Here is a 17,242-nt window from a genome sequence, read left to right on the forward strand (position 1 = left end):
TCACGATGCAATACCGACATATCGACTCATCCAGACATATAGAACTGCGCGAATTTTATATAGATAACGCGCTTTTGGTGCGTCTGCACTCCGCTCATGGCTGGGTCAGTATCAATGGTGAGCGACTGAACGTGAACCAGGATACTCTGCTGATCATTCCCCGTTTTGCCCACATCTCCTGTCATATAGAAGCGGCGCAGCAACCGCTGACGCTACAAACGCTGACGCTGGATGAAGCTTTGCTGGAAGAGTTGGCCGTCGACTATCTGCCGGGCCAATGTCAGACAGATGGTCACTATCGCCGCTACGCCCTGAGTACGCCGGATGCCGCCAGAGACAACTTTGAACTGCTGCGACTCACCCATGAACTGGTGAGCCCAACCCCCCAGGCCCCCTGTCTGCTGCGCCAATGTCAGTACTTTATCCTCAAGGCGATACTGGCCGCCGGAGTCGATCTGTTCAATACCCTCAGAGTCAAATATGACGAACCCAGGGAAAGAGCATTGGCACGCCTGATCATGACAGATCCCGGTCATAAATGGACCCTGGAACAAGTCGCCGCCCGTCTGTATACCAGCCCGGCCACACTCAGGCGTCACTTGCAACAGGAAGGCTACAGTTTCAGTAAGTTATTGCTGGAAGTGCGCATGGGGGTGGCTCTCAACTATTTGACCTTCACCGACTTCCCGGTCAGCCGGGTCAGCAAGCTGTCCGGGTTTCACAGCCCGGCCTATTTCTGCGACAAGTTCAAGCAGCATCAGGGAATGACACCGCTGCAGTTTCGCAGTCATTCCCGCAGCGGCAACGACATTCTGGCGCTGTTTGCCCTCAAGGATAGCGGCTCACCTGGGCACAGACGTCCATCACTGGTGCTGGCGAAAACTCCGGAAACAACAACTGCGAAATAAAATGAGCAGATAACGAAATGAATTCGCTTGGGCGACTCTTGTCGCCATGCTTGACAACTCCTATGATCTCCGGCGTCCGTCGACCTTTCTCTCTTCGCCCTACCGCGTAGTTTTCTGCGGTGCATCCAGGGCGTGGTCGACGCCGAACTGATCGAAATCGAGTCCAACTTTCAAACAACTAGATGCCTTTTAACAATTCCTGGGCAGGGGTAAGTGTGTCTGTAATTCCTGTAACGCATGCCAACTGGCGTGCCCGACTCTATCTGCGCTATGGCCCCAGACGGGGGCAAACCCGGCTGCTGCAAAGGGAACAATTTGGTCCCTTGCTGGTGCAGCGCCCGTTTCAGGCCGAAGCCGGGGTCTGCCACACCTATCTATTACATCCACCGGGCGGTGTAGTCGGCGGCGACCAGCTGCAAATTATTATCGCCGCCGACAGCGGTGCCCACAGCCTGGTAACCACTCCGGGCGCCGGTAAGTTTTACCGCAGCGGCGGCCAATATGCGGCTCAGCAACTGCAACTGCAAGTGGCCGATGGCGCCCTGCTGGAATGGCTGCCCCAGGAAACCCTGTTTTTCCCCGGTGCCTGTGCCCGCCTGGAAACCCGCATAGAGCTGGTCACAGGTGCACGCTTCATCGGCTGGGAGATGCTCTGCTTCGGTCGCCCTGTGCTCAAGGAATGCTTCAGCCATGGCGATATTCGCGGCCGCAGCCAAATTTATCTGGATGGCGAGCTGCGCCTGTCCGAAGGCCTGTTGGTGCAGCAGGCCGGCAACCCAGAACAGTTGGCGGGATTGCAAACCTATCCCATGCAGGGCAACTGCTACGTTTTCCCCGCCGATGCGCAGCTGCTGGCGTTGGTACGCCAGGCATTGACGACCTTCGCCGCAGGCACAAACGATTTTGAATACGGTGCCACCCTGGTAGACGGCATTCTTTGTATCCGTTTGCTGGGACACCAAACCGAAGTGCTGATGACGGCCTTGATTGCCGTCTGGCAACAGATCCACCAACACTGGCACGGACGTCTGCCGCAGCCGCCAAGGATTTGGGCGACCTGATAGCGAGACCAGAAGATGGAATTGACCCCAAGAGAAAAAGACAAACTGTTGTTGTTCACCGCCGGGCTGGTGGCTGAACGTCGCCGGGCCCGAGGCCTGAAGCTGAACTACCCGGAAGCGGTAGCCCTGATCTCCTGTGAAATCATGGAGCGGGCCCGCGACGGCAAGACAGTAGCCGAATTGATGAACTACGGCCGCACCATACTCAGTGCCGAGGATGTGATGGAGGGCGTCCCTGAGATGATCAGCGACATTCAGGTGGAATGCACCTTCCCCGACGGCACCAAGTTGGTGTCGATCCACGAACCGATAATCTGATTGGAGGCAGCAGATGATCCCGGGCGAATACCGTCTCAATGAGGCACTGGGCGACATTGAAATCAATACTGGCCTGCCCAAGTTGAAAATTTCGGTGGCTAATCTGGGCGACAGGCCAATTCAGGTCGGCTCGCATTTCCACTTTTACGAGGTCAACCCCCAACTGGCGTTCGAGCGCGAGCAAACCAAGGGGTTAAGGCTGAATATTCCGGCCGGCATGGCGATCCGTTTCGAGCCCGGCCAGCAAAGAACCGTGGAGCTGGTGCCCTTTGGCGGTCGCCGGGCCATCTATGGTTTTCGCGGCGCCATCATGGGCGCACTGGAGGCAAAATGAGCAAGTTATCACGACGGGCCTACGCCGACATGTATGGCCCAACCAAGGGCGACCGAGTACGACTGGCCGACACTGAGCTCTTCCTCGAAGTAGAGCAGGATTACTGCCGTTACGGCGAAGAGGTCAAGTTCGGTGGCGGCAAGGTGATCCGCGATGGCATGGGTCAGAGCCAGGCACTGGCGGCCGACTGTGTCGACTTGGTGATCACCAACGCCCTGATCTTGGATTACTGGGGCATAGTCAAGGCAGACATAGGCATTAAAGACGGCCGCATTCAGGCCATAGGCAAGGCCGGTAACCCGGATGTGCAGGATGGTGTCAACATAGTGGTTGGCCCGGCAACCGAAGTGGTGGCCGGTGAAGGCAAGCTGGTCACCGCCGGCGGGGTGGATACCCATATCCACTTTATCTGCCCACAACAGGCCGAAGAAGGTTTGGTCAGTGGCGTCACCACTTTTATCGGTGGCGGCACAGGACCTGTGGCCGGCAGTAACGCCACCACAGTCACTCCTGGGATCTGGAACATGCACCGGATGCTGGAAGCCGTGGACTCACTGCCAATCAACATAGGCCTGTTCGCCAAGGGCAATGTCAGCAATAAGGAAGCACTACGGGAACAGATAGCGGCCGGTGCCATGGGCTTCAAGATCCACGAGGACTGGGGGGCTACACCAGCCGCCATAGATCATTGCCTGCAGGTGGCCGATGAGATGGATGTGCAGGTAGCCATTCACTCGGACACACTCAACGAAGCCGGTTTCTATGAAGAAACCATCAAGGCGATCGATGGCCGGGTCATTCATGTGTTTCACACCGAAGGCGCCGGTGGCGGCCATGCCCCGGATGTGATCAAGTCAGTGGGAGAAGCCAATATTCTACCGGCCTCTACCAATCCCACCATGCCTTACACTGTCAACACAGTGGATGAGCACTTGGATATGCTGATGGTCTGTCATCACCTGGATCCGGCCATTGCCGAAGATGTGGCCTTTGCCGAGTCGCGCATTCGCCGTGAGACCATAGCCGCCGAGGACATACTGCATGATCTCGGAGCCATCTCAGTGATGTCCTCCGACTCCCAGGCCATGGGCCGGGTCGGGGAAGTGATAATGCGTACCTGGCAGTGTGCCCACAAGATGAAGCTGCAGCGCGGGCCTCTGGCGGGAGACACGGAGCACAACGACAACCAGCGCATTAAGCGCTATCTGGCCAAGTACACCATCAACCCGGCGATCGCCCATGGCATAGCCCATGAGGTGGGTTCGATAGAGCCGGGCAAACTGGCCGATATCGTGCTCTGGGATCCGGCATTTTTCGGGGTTAAACCTGCGCTGGTGCTCAAGTGTGGCCTGACAGCCTATGCCCCTATGGGCGACATTAATGCAGCCATCCCCACCCCGCAACCCGTGCACTATCGCCCCATGTATGCCTGTTTTGGCCAGGCGCTGCACAGCAGCTCCATGCTGTTTCTGTCCAAAGCGGCCATCGCAGCGGATATCCCAGGTAAGTTGGGGCTCAAGAGTCGCATAGGTGAAGTGAGGGGCTGTCGCAACATAAGTAAAAAACAGATGCTGCATAACGACTATACACCGGAGATCCAACTGGATTCCCAAACCTATGAGGTCAAGGCCGATGGTGTGCCGCTGGTGTGTGAACCGGCCACTGAGTTGCCCATGACCCAGCGCTACTTCCTGTTCTGATATTCGGGCCTTGAAACCAAGAGGAGCAAGTTTAGATGATCCATTTCTGTCAACGCCTGGAAGCCGATGAATGCCAACAGACCCCGACACTGCAGCTGTGGCTGTCGATGGATGAACGGGTTCGCAGCCGCCAAAGAGTGACCTTGAGTGACGGCAGCGAAGCCGGGTTGTTTCTGCCACGCGGTACTGTCCTCAAAGAGGGCGATATTCTCAAGGCAGAAACGGGCGAGTTGGCCAAGGTTTTTGCCAAGGCCGAAAGCCTGTCTGTGGTCAGCAGCTCAGACCCACTGCTGCTGGCTCGTGCCTGCTATCACCTGGGGAATCGTCATGTGCCGCTGCAGATAACCCAAGGCCAATGCTGTTACCTGCACGATCATGTTCTGGACGAGATGATTAAGGGACTCGGACTCACGGTCAGCTATCGCCAGGACAAGTTCCAACCCGAGGCGGGGGCCTATGGTGGCAGTGCCCACGGCCATAGTCACGGTAATAGTCACGGTAATAGTCACGGTAATAGTCACGCTCATAGTCACGGCAATAGTCATGGGCACTCTCACGAACATGCTCACAACCACAGCCATGACCACTAAAATCAGCCCCGGCCGGGTTCCAGCCCATGGGCAGCAGTGCCTTGAGCCTCAGACCAAGGCCCCCGGCGAGCTTGGCCGCTTGCGCCTCTATCAGTTGGTGAGTCCGTCTCTGCCTGTGGGGGGCTTTACCTATTCCCAAGGACTGGAATGGGCCATAGAGCGGGGCTGGGTCAAAGACCCTGTCACCCTGGGACACTGGCTGCGAAACCAACTTAAAGACAGCCTGGCCACCTTGGAGCTGCCCTTGCTGATGCGTCTGTGTCAGGCGCTGGCGCAGGAACACATCTCTGCGGCGAGCGACTATTGCCGCCTACTGCTGGCCAGTCGCGAAACAGCAGAACTAAGGCAGGAGGAGCGCCAGCGCGGTCAGGCCTTTGCCAAACTGCTGCCACAACTGGGGATCCCACTTGCGCCCGAGGAGCGGGAACTGGTGCTGCAAACCCAATTGGCGGCCTTTGCCCTCGCAGCCAAACACTGGCAACTGCCGACATATGAACTGTGCGAAGCCTATTGCTGGAGCTGGCTCGAAAATGCCGTCACTGCCGGCGTCAAGCTGATCCCTCTGGGACAGAGCGCCGGTCAGCAGCTGTTGCTGCAACTGAGCGCCGAGCTCCCCGAGGCGCTGCAAAAGGCGCAAGACTGGCCCGAGGCCGATATCGGCAGCTATACCCCGGCGCTGGCCATTGCCAGTGCCCGCCATGAAACCCAATACACCCGACTGTTTCGTTCATGAGAGAAAATATGCAAACAACCAAACAACCTTTGCGCATAGGCGTTGGCGGCCCCGTTGGTTCGGGCAAAACAGCACTGCTGGAAGTCCTGTGCAAGGCGATGCGTGACAACTACAACCTGGCCGTGGTCACCAACGATATCTATACCCAGGAAGACGCCAAAATTCTCACCCGCGCCGAGGCCCTGAGCGCCGACCGCATCATAGGCGTGGAAACCGGTGGCTGCCCCCATACGGCAATTCGCGAAGACGCCTCTATGAATCTCGCGGCAGTGGAAGAACTGACGGCGCGCCATCCCGGCCTGGATCTGGTCTTTGTCGAGAGTGGTGGCGACAACCTCAGTGCCACCTTCAGCCCGGAACTGGCAGATCTGACCATCTATGTAATAGATGTGGCCGAGGGCGAGAAGATCCCCCGTAAGGGCGGCCCGGGCATTACCCGCTCCGATCTACTGGTGATCAACAAGATAGATTTAGCACCCTATGTCGGTGCCTCACTGGAAGTGATGGCCGAAGATACCGCCAGAATGCGCCCCAACAAGCCTTGGGTGTTCAGCAACCTCAAGCAGGGGCAAGGGGTGGCTGAAATCATCGACTTTATAGTCACCCAAGGCATGCTGGATCAGCACTGAGCCTGAGCAGTGCCTGCCACCTGGGCAGGCACTGTTTTTGATATCCAGTCCATTAGGTGGCACGCCGACCGGCTTGTGGCATACTCAGGCGAAACCACCTTGGGAGCCTGGAATGCATCTGTGTCACTGCCAACTTGAACAACATGGCGAAGCGATACGCGCCATCTTCAACCATGCCATTGCCCATACCACAGCCCTTTATGAATACCAGCCAAGGAACAAGCAGCAGATCCGCGACTGGTTCGGCGCCAAACAACAAGGCAGCTGGCCAATTCTGGGCGCCGAGGATGAGCAGGGGCAACTGTTGGGATTTGCCAGCTTCGGCCCGTTTCGCGGCTATCCAGCCAACCTCTACTCGGTGGAACATTCTGTGTATGTGCACCCGGAGCATAGAGGCAAAGGGGTGGCGCGCTTTCTGATGCAGCATTTGATAACCCAGGCCCGGGAGCGCGGCATGCGCACCATGGTGGGCGCCATAGATGCCGGAAACCAGGCCAGTATTGCCCTGCACCTGAAGTTGGGGTTCAAGCACTCAGGCACCCTGCCCCAGGTGGGCTATAAGTTCGGCCGCTGGCTGGATTTGGCGTTTTATCAGCTTATGCTGCCGGGACCTGTCGAGCCCTAACCCTTTCGGGCACGAGTCGATTTTAGTCTTATGCCCCTGAAAAAATTCATCATTCCCGGGCAATCCGCCAGCGGCCATCTACACTTATTCAAGCGTATTTACCAATAAGGGAACCCGATTAGATGACACTGGATTATATCGCGCTGGGGCTGCTGATCTTTGTCGCCCTGGTGATCTTCTACGGGGTGATAGTGATCCACGACATCCCCTACGAGCTGGCCAAGAAACGCAACCACCCCCATCAGGACGCCATTCACTACGCAGGCTGGGTGAGCCTGTTTACCCTGCATGTGCTGTGGCCGTTTCTGTGGATCTGGGCCACGCTCTGGCGCGAGGACAGGGGCTGGGGCTTTGACAAAATTCAACAGGAGCAGCAATCACTGCACCATGAAACCGTACTTCTGGCGCAGCAGTTGGAGCTATTGAGTGAAAAAGTCGCCGCCCTGGAAGCCCAAAAGCATGCCGCCACAGAGGCCCTTGCAGCGTCGAGTGCCCAAGTCCAAGCCCCAACCCAAGTCCAAACGTCTTCAGAAGAGCCCGCAGTCAATCCCAAACCCACCAGCGGCATGGGCTTGGATACGGCAGCAGACTCGACCGACATTCCAGGTACAGATAATCAGACCCAAAGCAATAACAAGAATGGGGAGAACAGATAAATGGATCTCTTGCTTATCCTCACTTACACCGCCATCTGTGTCGCCATCTTCAAGATTTTCCGCATTCCACTCAACAAGTGGAGCGTGCCCACCGCCGTGCTCGGCGGAGTAGTGCTGATAGGCACCTTGATTTTGTTGATGAACTACAACCATCCCCATACCGCCATGGGCAGCCAGATGTATGTCACCACCCCGCTGATCCCCTCGGTGCGCGGCAAGGTCATAGAAGTGCCCGTCACCCCCAATAAACTGCTGAAAGAGGGCGAGTTACTGTTCCGGGTCGATCCGACTCCTTATCAGACAGAAGTCACCCGGCTGGAGGCCAGCCTGGAGCAGGCTAAACAGGCGGTATTGGGGCTGGACGCCGCCTATAAGGCCGCCGAGGCCAGTCGCATCAAGGCCGAGGCCGAACGGGACAGAACCCAACTGGAATATGAGCGCTACCGCAGCGGTTTTGAAAAAGGCGCCTTCACCCGTGCCGATGTCGACAACCGTCGTCAGTACTATCTCGGCGCCCAGGCCTCAGTAGAGGCGGCCGAGGCCGAAGCCCGGCGCGCCAAGCTGGCACTGGAAGCCGAGTATCAGGGGCAAAACACCCAAGTGGCCGAAATTGCCGCCATGTTGGAAAAAGCCAGATTCAATCTGGAGGAAACCAGCATGCATGCCCCCTCAGACGGTTATGTAACCCAGTTGACCCTGAGACCGGGAATGATGGTGGTGCCCATGCCCTTCAGGCCTGTGATGACCTTTGTCCATCAGGAGGAGCGCTTCTTTGTCGGCGCCTTTAGGCAAAACTCGCTGCTGCGGCTGAAACCCGGTTTCAAGGCCGAGCTGATCTTCCGCGCTCTGCCGGGCAAAGTGTTTCAAGCCGAAGTGGTCGAAGTGCTGCCGGCCATAGGTGAATCTCAGGTGCAGGCGCAGGGGCAGCTCTATGGCTCGTCACAAATTCGCCTCAACGGCCGACCTCTGGTGAAACTCAAGCCGCTGGATGACCTGAGTCAGTATCATTTGCCACTGGGTACCAATGTGGAGATCGCCATCTATTCCGACAGCTTTGAGCATGTATCAATCATGCGTAAGGTATTGATAAGGATGAAAAGCTGGCAGAACTATCTCTATCTGGATCACTGAGACTCCTTATCTTCGCGCAAGCCTTTGGCAAGAGTAAAAAGCCCCGGAAAAACTCCCGGGGCGTTTTGGTATCCCATCTCAGCCTCAGCCGATGGCGGCCTCGGGAGCCGCCTGGAAACGCCTGGCGTGGTAGAGGCAGAAGAGTGCAAACCAAGCGGCACTCACCAGGAAACCGGCCAGGGTGGAATGCAGCAGCCCCATGGCCAGATAACCGAGCGCTGCCCCGAAGGCGACTGTCAGGGCATAAGGCAACTGGGTCAGTACGTGGTCTATATGGTGACAGCCGGCACCGGTGGCCGACAGAATACTGGTACTGGAGATGGGCGAACTGTGATCGCCAAACACAGCGCCGGCCAGCACAGCCGACAACATGGGCAGCAGGAGCTGGATATCGCTGGCGGCAGCCATATCACCGGCGAGCGGCAACATGATACCGAAAGTGCCCCAACTGGTGCCTGTGGCAAAGGCCATGGCGCAGGAAAGCACAAACACCACCACAGGCAGCAGCCCTGCGGGCAGGTTGCCGTTAGCCAGGCTAGCGAGATATTTGCCGGTTTCCATGTCACGCACCACGGCGCCTATGGTCCAGGCAAACAGCAGTATATTGATAGCCGGCAACATGGCCATGACGCCTCTGGGGGCGGCGCGCAGCCAAGTGGATATCCCAAGGCCGAGACGCAGGGCCAACAAGCCGGACACCGCCAGGCTGCAAAGGGCGCCATAAACCAAAGATGAGCCCACATTGGTATGTTCAAAGGCGCCCAGCACACTGAAGGCCTGACCATTGGCGGCCAATACCTGAGCCCCTGAGTCCAGCATGAAATAGATACTCGCCGCCGTCAGTGTCACTATCGGCAACACCATATCCAGCATGCCGCCGCGGCTGTCGGCCGGGGCTTCCATATCCAATCCTATGGGCCTGCCCTTGGATTCATCCCAGAGCTTACCTTCGAGCGCCCGCTGCTCATGCTGTCGCATCGGCCCAATATCCAGTTGGAAAGCGATCACCACCACCACCATGATCAGGGTAAATACCGCATAGAGGTTCATGGGGATCATCTGCACAAAAGCGGCGATCGGGCTCTGCTCTGTCACCCCATGGGCCACGAGTATGCCGCCCACCAGGGCGATGATATAGGCTCCCCAGGAAGAAATGGGCATCAATACGCATACGGGCGCCGCAGTCGAGTCCAGCAGATAGGCCAGCTTGGCGCGGGAGATCTGGAATCTGTCGGTCACAGGGCGGCAAATGGGCCCCACCGACAGGCTGTGGAAAAAGTCGTCAATAAAAAAGGCAAACACCATCAAGCCGGTGAGCGACTTGGCGCCCTTGCGGCTCTGGCAGCGCCTGGCGGCCCATTCGGCGAAGGCCCGGGTCGCACCCGAGGCGGTCATCAAGCTGATAAGCCCACCCAGCAGCAGCATAAACAGCAACATATTCAGGTTATCGCTGTTGGGAGCACCATCGACCCAGAAGATTTTCAGCACACTGTCAAACAGGTAGCGCAGCGATTGCAGCGGTGAAAACTGCTGCAACATCAGGCTGCCGGCGACTATGCCTACCCCAAGGGAGAGCAGTACTCTACGGGTGATGATCGCCAGCGCAACCGCCAGCAGAGGAGGAACTATGGACCAGGGAGAGTCCGCAAAATGCATGATATTCATGATCTCTTTACACCAAGAAAGGTGGAGATCTACCGATAGGATCGAAGAAACTCAGACCAAGGAGGGCAGAAACTTCTCAGCTCCTTCAGGTAGCGCTCCATAGTGGATGACTATGGCAGTCCTGCACCTGTTAGATACAGAACCAGCAGCTAGGTTTGATGGCCTGGCTACTTCGGCGCCGACTCCTTTCCCCGGGCCTCAAAGGCATCACCCTCTTCCCGGTTACTTTTAGGCAGCGCGCCTCTACTCAAAGGTATTCGACTGGCATTCTAACTATCACAGCTCCAATAGCAAGCCGGATTGCGCCTCTGGCGGTAAATATCCCGCTAGGCGGGCATTACGCCCAGAGGAAGTGACTCATGTCACGGCCTAGCAATACCGGCACCGCTTGTTCACGAGCCACGGTTAAAAACTGCTTCGCTCCATCAGCGAGCCAACGGCTCTCACCCGAATGCTTACCTCAGTCACGCAGCTTGTAGCTGACCTCGACCCTGTCGGAGAAGGTTACCTGGCCATACTCATAGCTCTGGTTGATAGCGCCTTCGGCCATCATGGCGGCCTTGTACATCACAGGACGCACCGGGCCTTGGTCGAAATAACGAATCGACCAGACGCCATCGAGTTTCTCGCCGAATCCGGCCGCCAGTTCACTGGCCTTTTGCTTGGCATCTTCAATGGCCGCCTGCCGCGCCTGCTTGCGCATCTCGGCTTCTTTACTGGACTTAAGGTTGATCTGGTTCACCTTGTTGATCCCGCCTATTAACGCCGAGTCCAGTATGGGATTGAGCTGATCCAACTGTTTCACCAACACTGTCACACTGCGACTGGCGCGATACCCCTTGAGCTCGGGCGCCTTGTCCTTGAGGTAAACATACTCAGGTTGCAGATTCAGATTGGCGGCGGCAATCGACTCCTTGGCGACCCCGGCCTTGAGCAGGCGCTCGATAAAAGCGGCCACCGCCTGGTCGGATGCGGCCTTGGCCGCCTTGGCATCAGATTCGCTTAATGACACTTCAACATGGATTTCGGCCATATCGGGCTCAACCTGTATCTGGCTGACGCCTGTGGTTTCCAGTAGAGGTCTATCCTGAGCCAGTACTGAGTGGCTCATCAGAGTAGCGGGTAACAATGCGCCTATCAGCGCCAGATTCAGCAGAGATTTTTTCATCTTGGTTCTCCAAAAAGTTCGCTTTCGTTGACCATAGAAACGCAGCCGGCTGACAAAAGGGTTAAAAAAATCAAAAAATTTTTCAACGACGTTTTGAAGCGGCAACCGAGATGGCAACATAGAACATAAATTAGCCAGCCCAACTGTACCTTTTCTATGGCTGAGGTATAATCGCCGCCAATTTTACCGGCACCCAAGCGTGCTCCATCAGCTTTAGCATTGCGGAAAACAGCTCTTGAAGAAATCAGTCGACATTTTTGATCCCAAGCAGACCACGACTCTGGACACTCCGGCCAAGACTCTGGCACAGGAAAACAGCCCTGCCGAGGCCCAAACCAGCGGCAATCGCATCGGCTTTGTCAGCCTGGGCTGCCCCAAAAACCTGGTGGATTCCGAGCGGATCCTCACCCAACTGCGCATCGACGGCTATGAGGTTACCAACAGCTATGACAATGCCGACCTGGTAATAGTCAACACCTGTGGCTTTATCGATGCCGCGGTGGAAGAGTCGCTGGATGCCGTGCGTGAAGCGCTGGAAGAAAACGGCAAGGTGATAGTCACCGGCTGCCTGGGCGCCAAGGAAAACCAGATCCGCGAAGTGCATCCGGATGTACTGGAGATCACCGGCCCCCACAGCTATGAAGCCGTACTGAACCATGTGCACAAATATGTGCCCAAGCCAGAGCACAACCCCTTCACCTCGCTGATCCCACAAGCCGGCGTTAAGCTGACCCCCAAGCATTATGCCTACCTGAAGATTTCCGAAGGCTGCGACAACCGCTGTACCTTCTGCATCATTCCGGCGTTGAGGGGCGATCTGGACAGCCGCAGTGTCGGCAGCGTGCTGGATGAAGCCAAACGCCTGGTGGAAAGTGGCGTTCAGGAAATTCTGGTCGTCAGCCAGGACACCTCGGCCTACGGCAAAGACAAGGGCGGCCGCACCGATTTCTGGAACGGCATGCCGGTGAAGCAGGATATCACTACCCTGGCCCGCCACCTGGGCAAGATGGGTGTGTGGGTGCGCCTGCACTATGTCTACCCTTACCCTTGGGTCGATGAGCTGATCCCGCTGATGGCCGAAGGACTGATCCTGCCCTATCTGGATCTGCCACTGCAGCACGCCAGCCCTCGCGTGCTCAAGATGATGAAGCGCCCCGGCCGGGTCGACCGCCAGTTGGACGCCATCAAGAAATGGCGTGAAATCTGCCCGGATCTGGTGATCCGCTCAACCTTTATCGTCGGCTTCCCCGGTGAAACCGAAGAAGACTTCGAAATCCTGCTGGACTTCCTGCGTGAAGCAAGGCTGGACCGAGTGGGCTGCTTCAAGTACTCGGAAGTCGATGGCGCCGTGGCCAATACCTTGGCCGAGCTTATCAGTGAAGAGGTCAAGCAGGACCGCTATGAGCGTTTCATGCAGGTGCAGGCCGAGATCAGTGCCGAGCGGCTGGCGCGCCTGGTAGGCCGTGAGCTGGATGTCCTTATCGATGATGTGGACGAGGAAGGCGCCATTGGCCGCTGCTATGCCGATGCGCCTGAAATCGACGGCATGGTATTCTTAAACGGTGAAGTGGAACTAAGCCCAGGGGACATGGTGCGCGCACTGATCACTCATTCTGATGAGCACGATCTGTGGGCCGAACTGGTGCAGATGCCGGAATAAACTCTCCCAACACCTTGGAGAAATCTTTATTGAGGTGTCAGCAGGGTGAAAAGATTAGAGTCATAAAATCAAAAGGGGCAACACCCTGTTGCCCCTTTTGATTGCGTCCTTTACGACTGTATGATCCTTTGCCCTTCTTCGGCTTCTCGCTGCGACAGCGAAACAGTGAACTGGTCACCACCGCCTTGAGGGCATTATCTTTGATCTGTCCACGACCGGATTCATGCTCCAGCTGTGCAGTCTGCTTAATATGTTTGGCCATATCGGCTCCTTATTTCAATTGGATGAGACTTGCCCGGCCATACCGGACAAAAATCGCGCAAATATTATCCTCTTTTATTAAAACAACCAAGTATCGACTCCAGGAAAATATCACGAGTATTTTACCTATGCTATCAACCCGCCTCATCATTCAGCCTGCGTCAGCCCCACCCGAAGGAGTTATTCTGTGATCATAAAGTTCTGTTTGACACTGCTGACGCTCGCTTGTGCGACACAAGTATTTGCCGCAGAAAATTGTGAGTTAACCATGGGGTATCGCACCAATGCCCGGCCACCCTTTATTGCTCAGGCCCCGGATAACAGCGGCCTCTATCTCAGCCTCTATCAAGAGGCAGCAGCCAGAATAGGTTGTAGTCTCAAGGTAGTGCGAGCGCCGAAAAAGCGTATCCTACGGGAAATAGCCAAGGGCAGTATCGACTTTTATCCCGGCTTGGCCTTCTCCAAAGAGCGCCACAACTACGCGCATTTCATCGTCAACGGCCTATCTGAACGCTATATCGGCGTCAGCCGCAACGACTTGAGTGACATCACCTCACTGCAGCAATTGGTGGATAAACAATTGGTGCTGCTGATCTCCCCCGGTAGCTATCAACTGGGTGGTTTACCGAACAAATTAATAGTGCGCAAACCACCGGATATGGGCACAGATTCGGCGATAACCTTTCTCAAACAGCATCAGGGGGATTTCTATATCTACGATGAATCTACCCTGAGATACTGGCTGCAAAATCATCCTCAGCACGGGCTAAAACTACATCCCAACTGTTGCGATAACAGGCGGCAAGGACACCTGGGGTTCTCACGCAATAGCCGTTACTTCAGCGCCGAAGTAAATCCCAATTATGTTGCCGCCAAACCGATATCCATTGGCAACAGCCCTTGGGAACTAAAGTCAGGCAGCATAGCCTACGCACTGCAGCAAGCCTTGTCTGAAATGGCCAACAGCGGTGAAACCAAGCGGCGTTATCAAGACTATATGCAGCAAGTATCACAGCCTGCTGCGGCGCCTTGGTTTCCCTAAGCTGAAACAAGGACTCATAGTTACGCTGGTTCAGCCTGAGTCCAGCATGCCAGGAGTACACTGGCGTTTTGGGCCGCGAAGAGTTAATCAGATGTTTTCCCGTAAGCCGTTAACGCCACAGGCACAGTTGGACTTGGCCATGAACTTGATGGCCGAAGAGGAACAGCACTTGAAAACCGCGCTGGAACTGGTGCTGAACAGTAGTCAACAAGCGATAAACAAGCGCCTGCAGCGGGCCAAAATTGATGCCGAAATCTTCCCGCCGGTTCACCGGGACTATCTCAATGCCATGGCACTGCAACATCTGTTCACTATCTTGCATCAAGGGGATGAACACAGAGCCCACAGTATCTGCAATAACTTAAAAGAGCTCAGCCAATATCTGCCACCCGGCTTTGAGGATAGTAACTCGGGTGAGGAAGCATATCACCCTGCATGATGCCCAATAAGCCCATAACGTTTTGATAAAAATGAACATGCCAAAAAGCCCGCATTGACAGCGGGCTTTTACAAGCGTTTTTAGCCATTTCCCGGCTCAGTTACCGGCTATCTTCATCTCATCGAGCAATATTGCCCCGGTACGGATGCTGGAGCGCAGATCCCTGTCGCTGGAAACCGCCTGCATGGAGCGATACATCTGCTTCAGGTTACCGGCTATGGTGATCTCCTCGACCGGGAACTGGATTTCGCCATTCTCGACATAGAAGCCGGCGGCACCACGGGAATAGTCGCCGGTAACCATATTCACGCCCTGACCCATCACCTCAGTGACTATGAGCCCGCGGCTCATGGAACGCACCAATTCATCAAAACTGTGGCCGGTATCGGCCAGCGTCCAGTTATAGATGCCGCCGGCATGGCCGGTATTGACCAGTCCCAGCTTGCGCGCCGAGTAACTGGTCAGCAGATAACTCTCCAGTATGCCGTCACGGACTATGTCACGCTCACGGGTCGCAACCCCTTCGCTGTCATAGTTGGCACTGGCCAGAGCGCCTTTGAGATGCGGCTGCTCGGCAATGCTGAACCATTCGGGGAAAATCCGGGTGTGGATAGCATCCTGCAGGAAGCTGGACTTGCGATACAGGCTTGAGCCACTGATGGCGCTGACCAGATGTCCCACCAGACCTGTGGCCACTTCCGGCGCAAACAGCACGGGCAGTTTGCCGGTTGCCAGTTTGCGGGCACCGAGACGGGCAACCGTCTTATCGGCAGCCTTAACCCCCACCTGCTCCGGGCTCAACAAGGCGTCGAAGCAGCGGTTGATACCATAGTCATAGTCGCGCTGCATATCGCCGTTGTCTTCGGCGCCAATCACCACACAGCTGAGGCTGTAGCGCGAGCTGCAGTAACCCTGCAGGAAACCATGGCTGTTGCCATAGACCTTGACGCTGTTGTGGGCGTTGGCACTGGCACCATCGGAATTCTTGATCCTCGGGTCTCTGTCCAGCGCTGCGGTTTCGGCGCGAATGGCCAACTCGGCCAACTCTTCCGGGCTGGTGTGACGGGGATGATAGAGATCCAGATCGGGAAAATCTTTCGCCATCAACTCAGGATCGGCCAAACCGCTGGCAGGGTCTTCACTGGTATAGCGGGCGATACCATCGGCGGCCTTAACCGCTTGACGAATCGCCTCCGGCGACAGATCCGAGGTAGAAGAGCTGCCCTTATGTCCATCGCGATACAGGGTGATCCCCAGCGCGCCATCCTTGTTGAATTCGACCGTTTCCACCTCCTTGAGGCGAGTGGAAACACTCAGGCCCTGTTGCTTGCTGATGGCCACCTCGGCAGCACTGGTGCCCAGGCTATTGGCATACTCCAGCGCCATTGCCACCGCGTCTTTCAACGCACTCAGTTCACTATCAATAAAATTTGCAGACACAGGTTTACTCTTGAATTGGCTAAACTGCCCCTAGCATAACAAAAGCCGGCTTTATTCACATAACCACGACAGATCAATTTTGCTGCCGTAGAAGACGAAGCGCCAAGGGGAATGCTACAATCAGCGCCAGTATCAGAGGAAAGACTTTATGAAAATAGTTGGCGATTCAGAGCATTTTAAACAGCCTTATGATGAGGACGAGGACTATATCAGCAAGACCTCGCTCAAACGCGACAGTGAAGAGGCTCAGGATCTGGGCAAGCAGCTGGCAGCGCTGAGCAAGAGTCAGTTGGCTAAAATTGAGATGGGTGAGTCCCTGTTTGATGCCATCATGCAAACCAAGAACATCAAGCCCAATACCGAGGCCTTCCGTCGTCAGTTGCAGTTTATCGGCAAGCTGATGCGCAACGAAGATCTTGAGGCGATTCAAACCTCACTTGAGCGGGTGCTGAACAAGAACAACGAAGCGGCCGCCAAGGCTCAGGTATTCGAGAAGTTGCGTGACCGTTTGCTCAATGGTGGTGATGCCGAAGTGCAGTCCCTGCTGGAAGAACACCCGCAACTGGACAGGCAAAAACTCAGGCAACTGGTGCGCCAGGCCAATAAGGAGCTGGCCAAGGGGCCTCAGTCCAAGTCCTCTGCCGAGTTGTTCAAGTATTTACGCGGCGAACTGGAAAACTAATCCCGTAATTCGCACTGTATAAAATCGCCGCTCTTGAGTTTAATGTTATGTATCTGCATTAATACTCATATAGTCAGCGCGGCGATATATTCTTCTGTTTAGGTGCCAGTTTATCACTGTGATACTCTGTCACCGAACAGTGAGTTGCCCCATCACCTACTCCCTATCCCATATTGGCTTAATCCACTTCTTCATGATGT

18 protein-coding genes, 1 pseudogene and 1 riboswitch are annotated in these 17,242 nt (G+C 55.9%); of the genes and pseudogenes, 15 read left to right on the plus strand and 4 right to left on the minus strand.

What is annotated here, in order from left to right:
• Positions 1-5: 5 nt before the first annotated feature.
• From ACMHXH_RS14675 to ACMHXH_RS14725, 11 genes and pseudogenes are all read left to right on the plus strand, one after another.
• Positions 6-908: an AraC family transcriptional regulator gene (locus ACMHXH_RS14675; RefSeq protein WP_335911736.1), complete on the plus strand. Its 903-nt coding sequence runs from the start codon at positions 6-8 to the stop codon at positions 906-908.
• A 215-nt stretch (positions 909-1,123) separates the two neighbouring features.
• Positions 1,124-1,969 (plus strand): urease accessory protein UreD, encoded by an 846-nt coding sequence (locus tag ACMHXH_RS14680; protein WP_335911734.1) that lies wholly within the window; start codon positions 1,124-1,126, stop codon positions 1,967-1,969.
• Between the two features lie 15 nt (positions 1,970-1,984).
• Positions 1,985-2,287: an urease subunit gamma gene (ureA, locus tag ACMHXH_RS14685; protein ID WP_039033550.1), complete on the plus strand. Its 303-nt coding sequence runs from the start codon at positions 1,985-1,987 to the stop codon at positions 2,285-2,287.
• Positions 2,288-2,300: 13 nt separating this feature from the next.
• On the plus strand, positions 2,301-2,621 hold the full coding sequence (locus ACMHXH_RS14690; protein WP_039033551.1) for an urease subunit beta: 321 nt from the start codon (positions 2,301-2,303) through the stop codon (positions 2,619-2,621).
• Entirely contained in the window at positions 2,618-4,321 is a 1,704-nt protein-coding gene (ureC, locus tag ACMHXH_RS14695) for an urease subunit alpha (RefSeq protein WP_251766789.1), read from the plus strand. The genes ACMHXH_RS14690 and ureC overlap by 4 nt, the downstream gene beginning before the upstream one ends.
• A 35-nt stretch (positions 4,322-4,356) precedes the next feature.
• Positions 4,357-4,911: an urease accessory protein UreE gene (ureE, locus tag ACMHXH_RS14700; RefSeq protein ID WP_335911733.1), complete on the plus strand. Its 555-nt coding sequence runs from the start codon at positions 4,357-4,359 to the stop codon at positions 4,909-4,911.
• Positions 4,865-5,644, plus strand: coding sequence for an urease accessory protein UreF (locus ACMHXH_RS14705; protein WP_413738219.1), 780 nt, complete (start codon positions 4,865-4,867; stop codon positions 5,642-5,644). Before ureE ends, ACMHXH_RS14705 begins: the two co-directional genes overlap by 47 nt.
• Positions 5,645-5,652: 8 nt before the next feature.
• Complete coding sequence (ureG, locus tag ACMHXH_RS14710; RefSeq protein WP_039033554.1) at positions 5,653-6,273, plus strand: urease accessory protein UreG; 621 nt, start codon at positions 5,653-5,655, stop codon at positions 6,271-6,273.
• A gap of 112 nt (positions 6,274-6,385) precedes the next feature.
• Positions 6,386-6,898 (plus strand): GNAT family N-acetyltransferase, encoded by a 513-nt coding sequence (locus ACMHXH_RS14715; RefSeq protein WP_234501426.1) that lies wholly within the window; start codon positions 6,386-6,388, stop codon positions 6,896-6,898.
• A 122-nt stretch (positions 6,899-7,020) separates the two neighbouring features.
• A pseudogene (locus tag ACMHXH_RS14720) lies at positions 7,021-7,255 on the plus strand (DUF3302 domain-containing protein); the annotation flags it as partial.
• A gap of 299 nt (positions 7,256-7,554) precedes the next feature.
• Positions 7,555-8,685 (plus strand): HlyD family secretion protein, encoded by a 1,131-nt coding sequence (locus ACMHXH_RS14725; protein ID WP_071476781.1) that lies wholly within the window; start codon positions 7,555-7,557, stop codon positions 8,683-8,685.
• A gap of 84 nt (positions 8,686-8,769) precedes the next feature.
• Here ACMHXH_RS14725 and ACMHXH_RS14730 read toward each other — a convergent pair whose 3' ends face one another.
• Positions 8,770-10,350, minus strand: coding sequence for a Na+/H+ antiporter NhaC family protein (locus ACMHXH_RS14730; protein WP_039033557.1), 1,581 nt, complete (start codon positions 10,348-10,350; stop codon positions 8,770-8,772).
• A gap of 82 nt (positions 10,351-10,432) precedes the next feature.
• Positions 10,433-10,604, minus strand: a riboswitch (Lysine riboswitch).
• A gap of 206 nt (positions 10,605-10,810) precedes the next feature.
• Positions 10,811-11,518 carry an oxidative stress defense protein gene (locus ACMHXH_RS14735; protein WP_071476799.1) on the minus strand — a complete coding sequence of 236 codons (708 nt, stop codon included), beginning with the start codon at positions 11,516-11,518 and terminating at the stop codon, positions 10,811-10,813.
• A 235-nt stretch (positions 11,519-11,753) separates the two neighbouring features.
• On the opposite strand from ACMHXH_RS14735, the gene rimO reads away from it, so the two are divergent.
• Entirely contained in the window at positions 11,754-13,178 is a 1,425-nt protein-coding gene (gene rimO / locus ACMHXH_RS14740; protein WP_039033558.1) for a 30S ribosomal protein S12 methylthiotransferase RimO, read from the plus strand.
• A 37-nt stretch (positions 13,179-13,215) separates the two neighbouring features.
• Here rimO and ACMHXH_RS14745 read toward each other — a convergent pair whose 3' ends face one another.
• Entirely contained in the window at positions 13,216-13,440 is a 225-nt protein-coding gene (locus ACMHXH_RS14745; protein WP_039033559.1) for a ribosome alternative rescue factor ArfA, read from the minus strand.
• A gap of 186 nt (positions 13,441-13,626) precedes the next feature.
• Here ACMHXH_RS14745 and ACMHXH_RS14750 point away from each other — a divergent pair, with 186 nt between their 5' ends.
• Complete coding sequence (locus ACMHXH_RS14750; RefSeq protein ID WP_319619024.1) at positions 13,627-14,481, plus strand: substrate-binding periplasmic protein; 855 nt, start codon at positions 13,627-13,629, stop codon at positions 14,479-14,481.
• Positions 14,482-14,572: 91 nt separating this feature from the next.
• The gene (locus tag ACMHXH_RS14755; protein WP_071476778.1) at positions 14,573-14,920 is read left to right on the plus strand and encodes a hypothetical protein; all 348 of its coding nucleotides are present in this window, start codon (positions 14,573-14,575) and stop codon (positions 14,918-14,920) included.
• Positions 14,921-15,016: 96 nt separating this feature from the next.
• Here the strand turns inward: ACMHXH_RS14755 and pmbA are convergent, their stop codons facing one another.
• A complete protein-coding gene (gene pmbA / locus ACMHXH_RS14760) occupies positions 15,017-16,360 on the minus strand; it encodes a metalloprotease PmbA (protein WP_144361849.1) in 1,344 nt (447 codons plus the stop codon).
• 148 nt (positions 16,361-16,508) lie between these two features.
• Between pmbA and yjgA the strand changes: the two genes are divergently transcribed.
• A complete protein-coding gene (gene yjgA / locus ACMHXH_RS14765) occupies positions 16,509-17,042 on the plus strand; it encodes a ribosome biogenesis factor YjgA (RefSeq protein ID WP_319619025.1) in 534 nt (177 codons plus the stop codon).
• Positions 17,043-17,242: the final 200 nt, after the last annotated feature.

Source organism: Shewanella sp. BJSY2023SW001 (assembly GCF_047314685.1).
GTDB classification, from domain to species: Bacteria; Pseudomonadota; Gammaproteobacteria; order Enterobacterales; family Shewanellaceae; genus Shewanella; species Shewanella indica.

Excerpts from the sequence above, each read along its gene's own strand:
- ACMHXH_RS14675 (WP_335911736.1), top strand. The coding sequence starts at position 6 with ATGCAATACCGACATATCGACTCATCCAGACATATAGAACTGCGCGAA.
- ureA (WP_039033550.1), top strand. The coding sequence starts at position 1,985 with ATGGAATTGACCCCAAGAGAAAAAGACAAACTGTTGTTGTTCACCGCC.
- ACMHXH_RS14690 (WP_039033551.1), top strand. The coding sequence starts at position 2,301 with ATGATCCCGGGCGAATACCGTCTCAATGAGGCACTGGGCGACATTGAA.
- ureC (WP_251766789.1), top strand. The coding sequence starts at position 2,618 with ATGAGCAAGTTATCACGACGGGCCTACGCCGACATGTATGGCCCAACC.
- ureE (WP_335911733.1), top strand. The coding sequence starts at position 4,357 with ATGATCCATTTCTGTCAACGCCTGGAAGCCGATGAATGCCAACAGACC.
- ACMHXH_RS14705 (WP_413738219.1), top strand. The coding sequence starts at position 4,865 with ATGGGCACTCTCACGAACATGCTCACAACCACAGCCATGACCACTAAA.
- ureG (WP_039033554.1), top strand. The coding sequence starts at position 5,653 with ATGCAAACAACCAAACAACCTTTGCGCATAGGCGTTGGCGGCCCCGTT.
- ACMHXH_RS14715 (WP_234501426.1), top strand. The coding sequence starts at position 6,386 with ATGCATCTGTGTCACTGCCAACTTGAACAACATGGCGAAGCGATACGC.
- ACMHXH_RS14725 (WP_071476781.1), top strand. The coding sequence starts at position 7,555 with ATGGATCTCTTGCTTATCCTCACTTACACCGCCATCTGTGTCGCCATC.
- ACMHXH_RS14730 (WP_039033557.1), bottom strand. The coding sequence starts at position 10,350 with ATGAATATCATGCATTTTGCGGACTCTCCCTGGTCCATAGTTCCTCCT.
- ACMHXH_RS14735 (WP_071476799.1), bottom strand. The coding sequence starts at position 11,518 with ATGAAAAAATCTCTGCTGAATCTGGCGCTGATAGGCGCATTGTTACCC.
- ACMHXH_RS14745 (WP_039033559.1), bottom strand. The coding sequence starts at position 13,440 with ATGGCCAAACATATTAAGCAGACTGCACAGCTGGAGCATGAATCCGGT.
- ACMHXH_RS14755 (WP_071476778.1), top strand. The coding sequence starts at position 14,573 with ATGTTTTCCCGTAAGCCGTTAACGCCACAGGCACAGTTGGACTTGGCC.
- yjgA (WP_319619025.1), top strand. The coding sequence starts at position 16,509 with ATGAAAATAGTTGGCGATTCAGAGCATTTTAAACAGCCTTATGATGAG.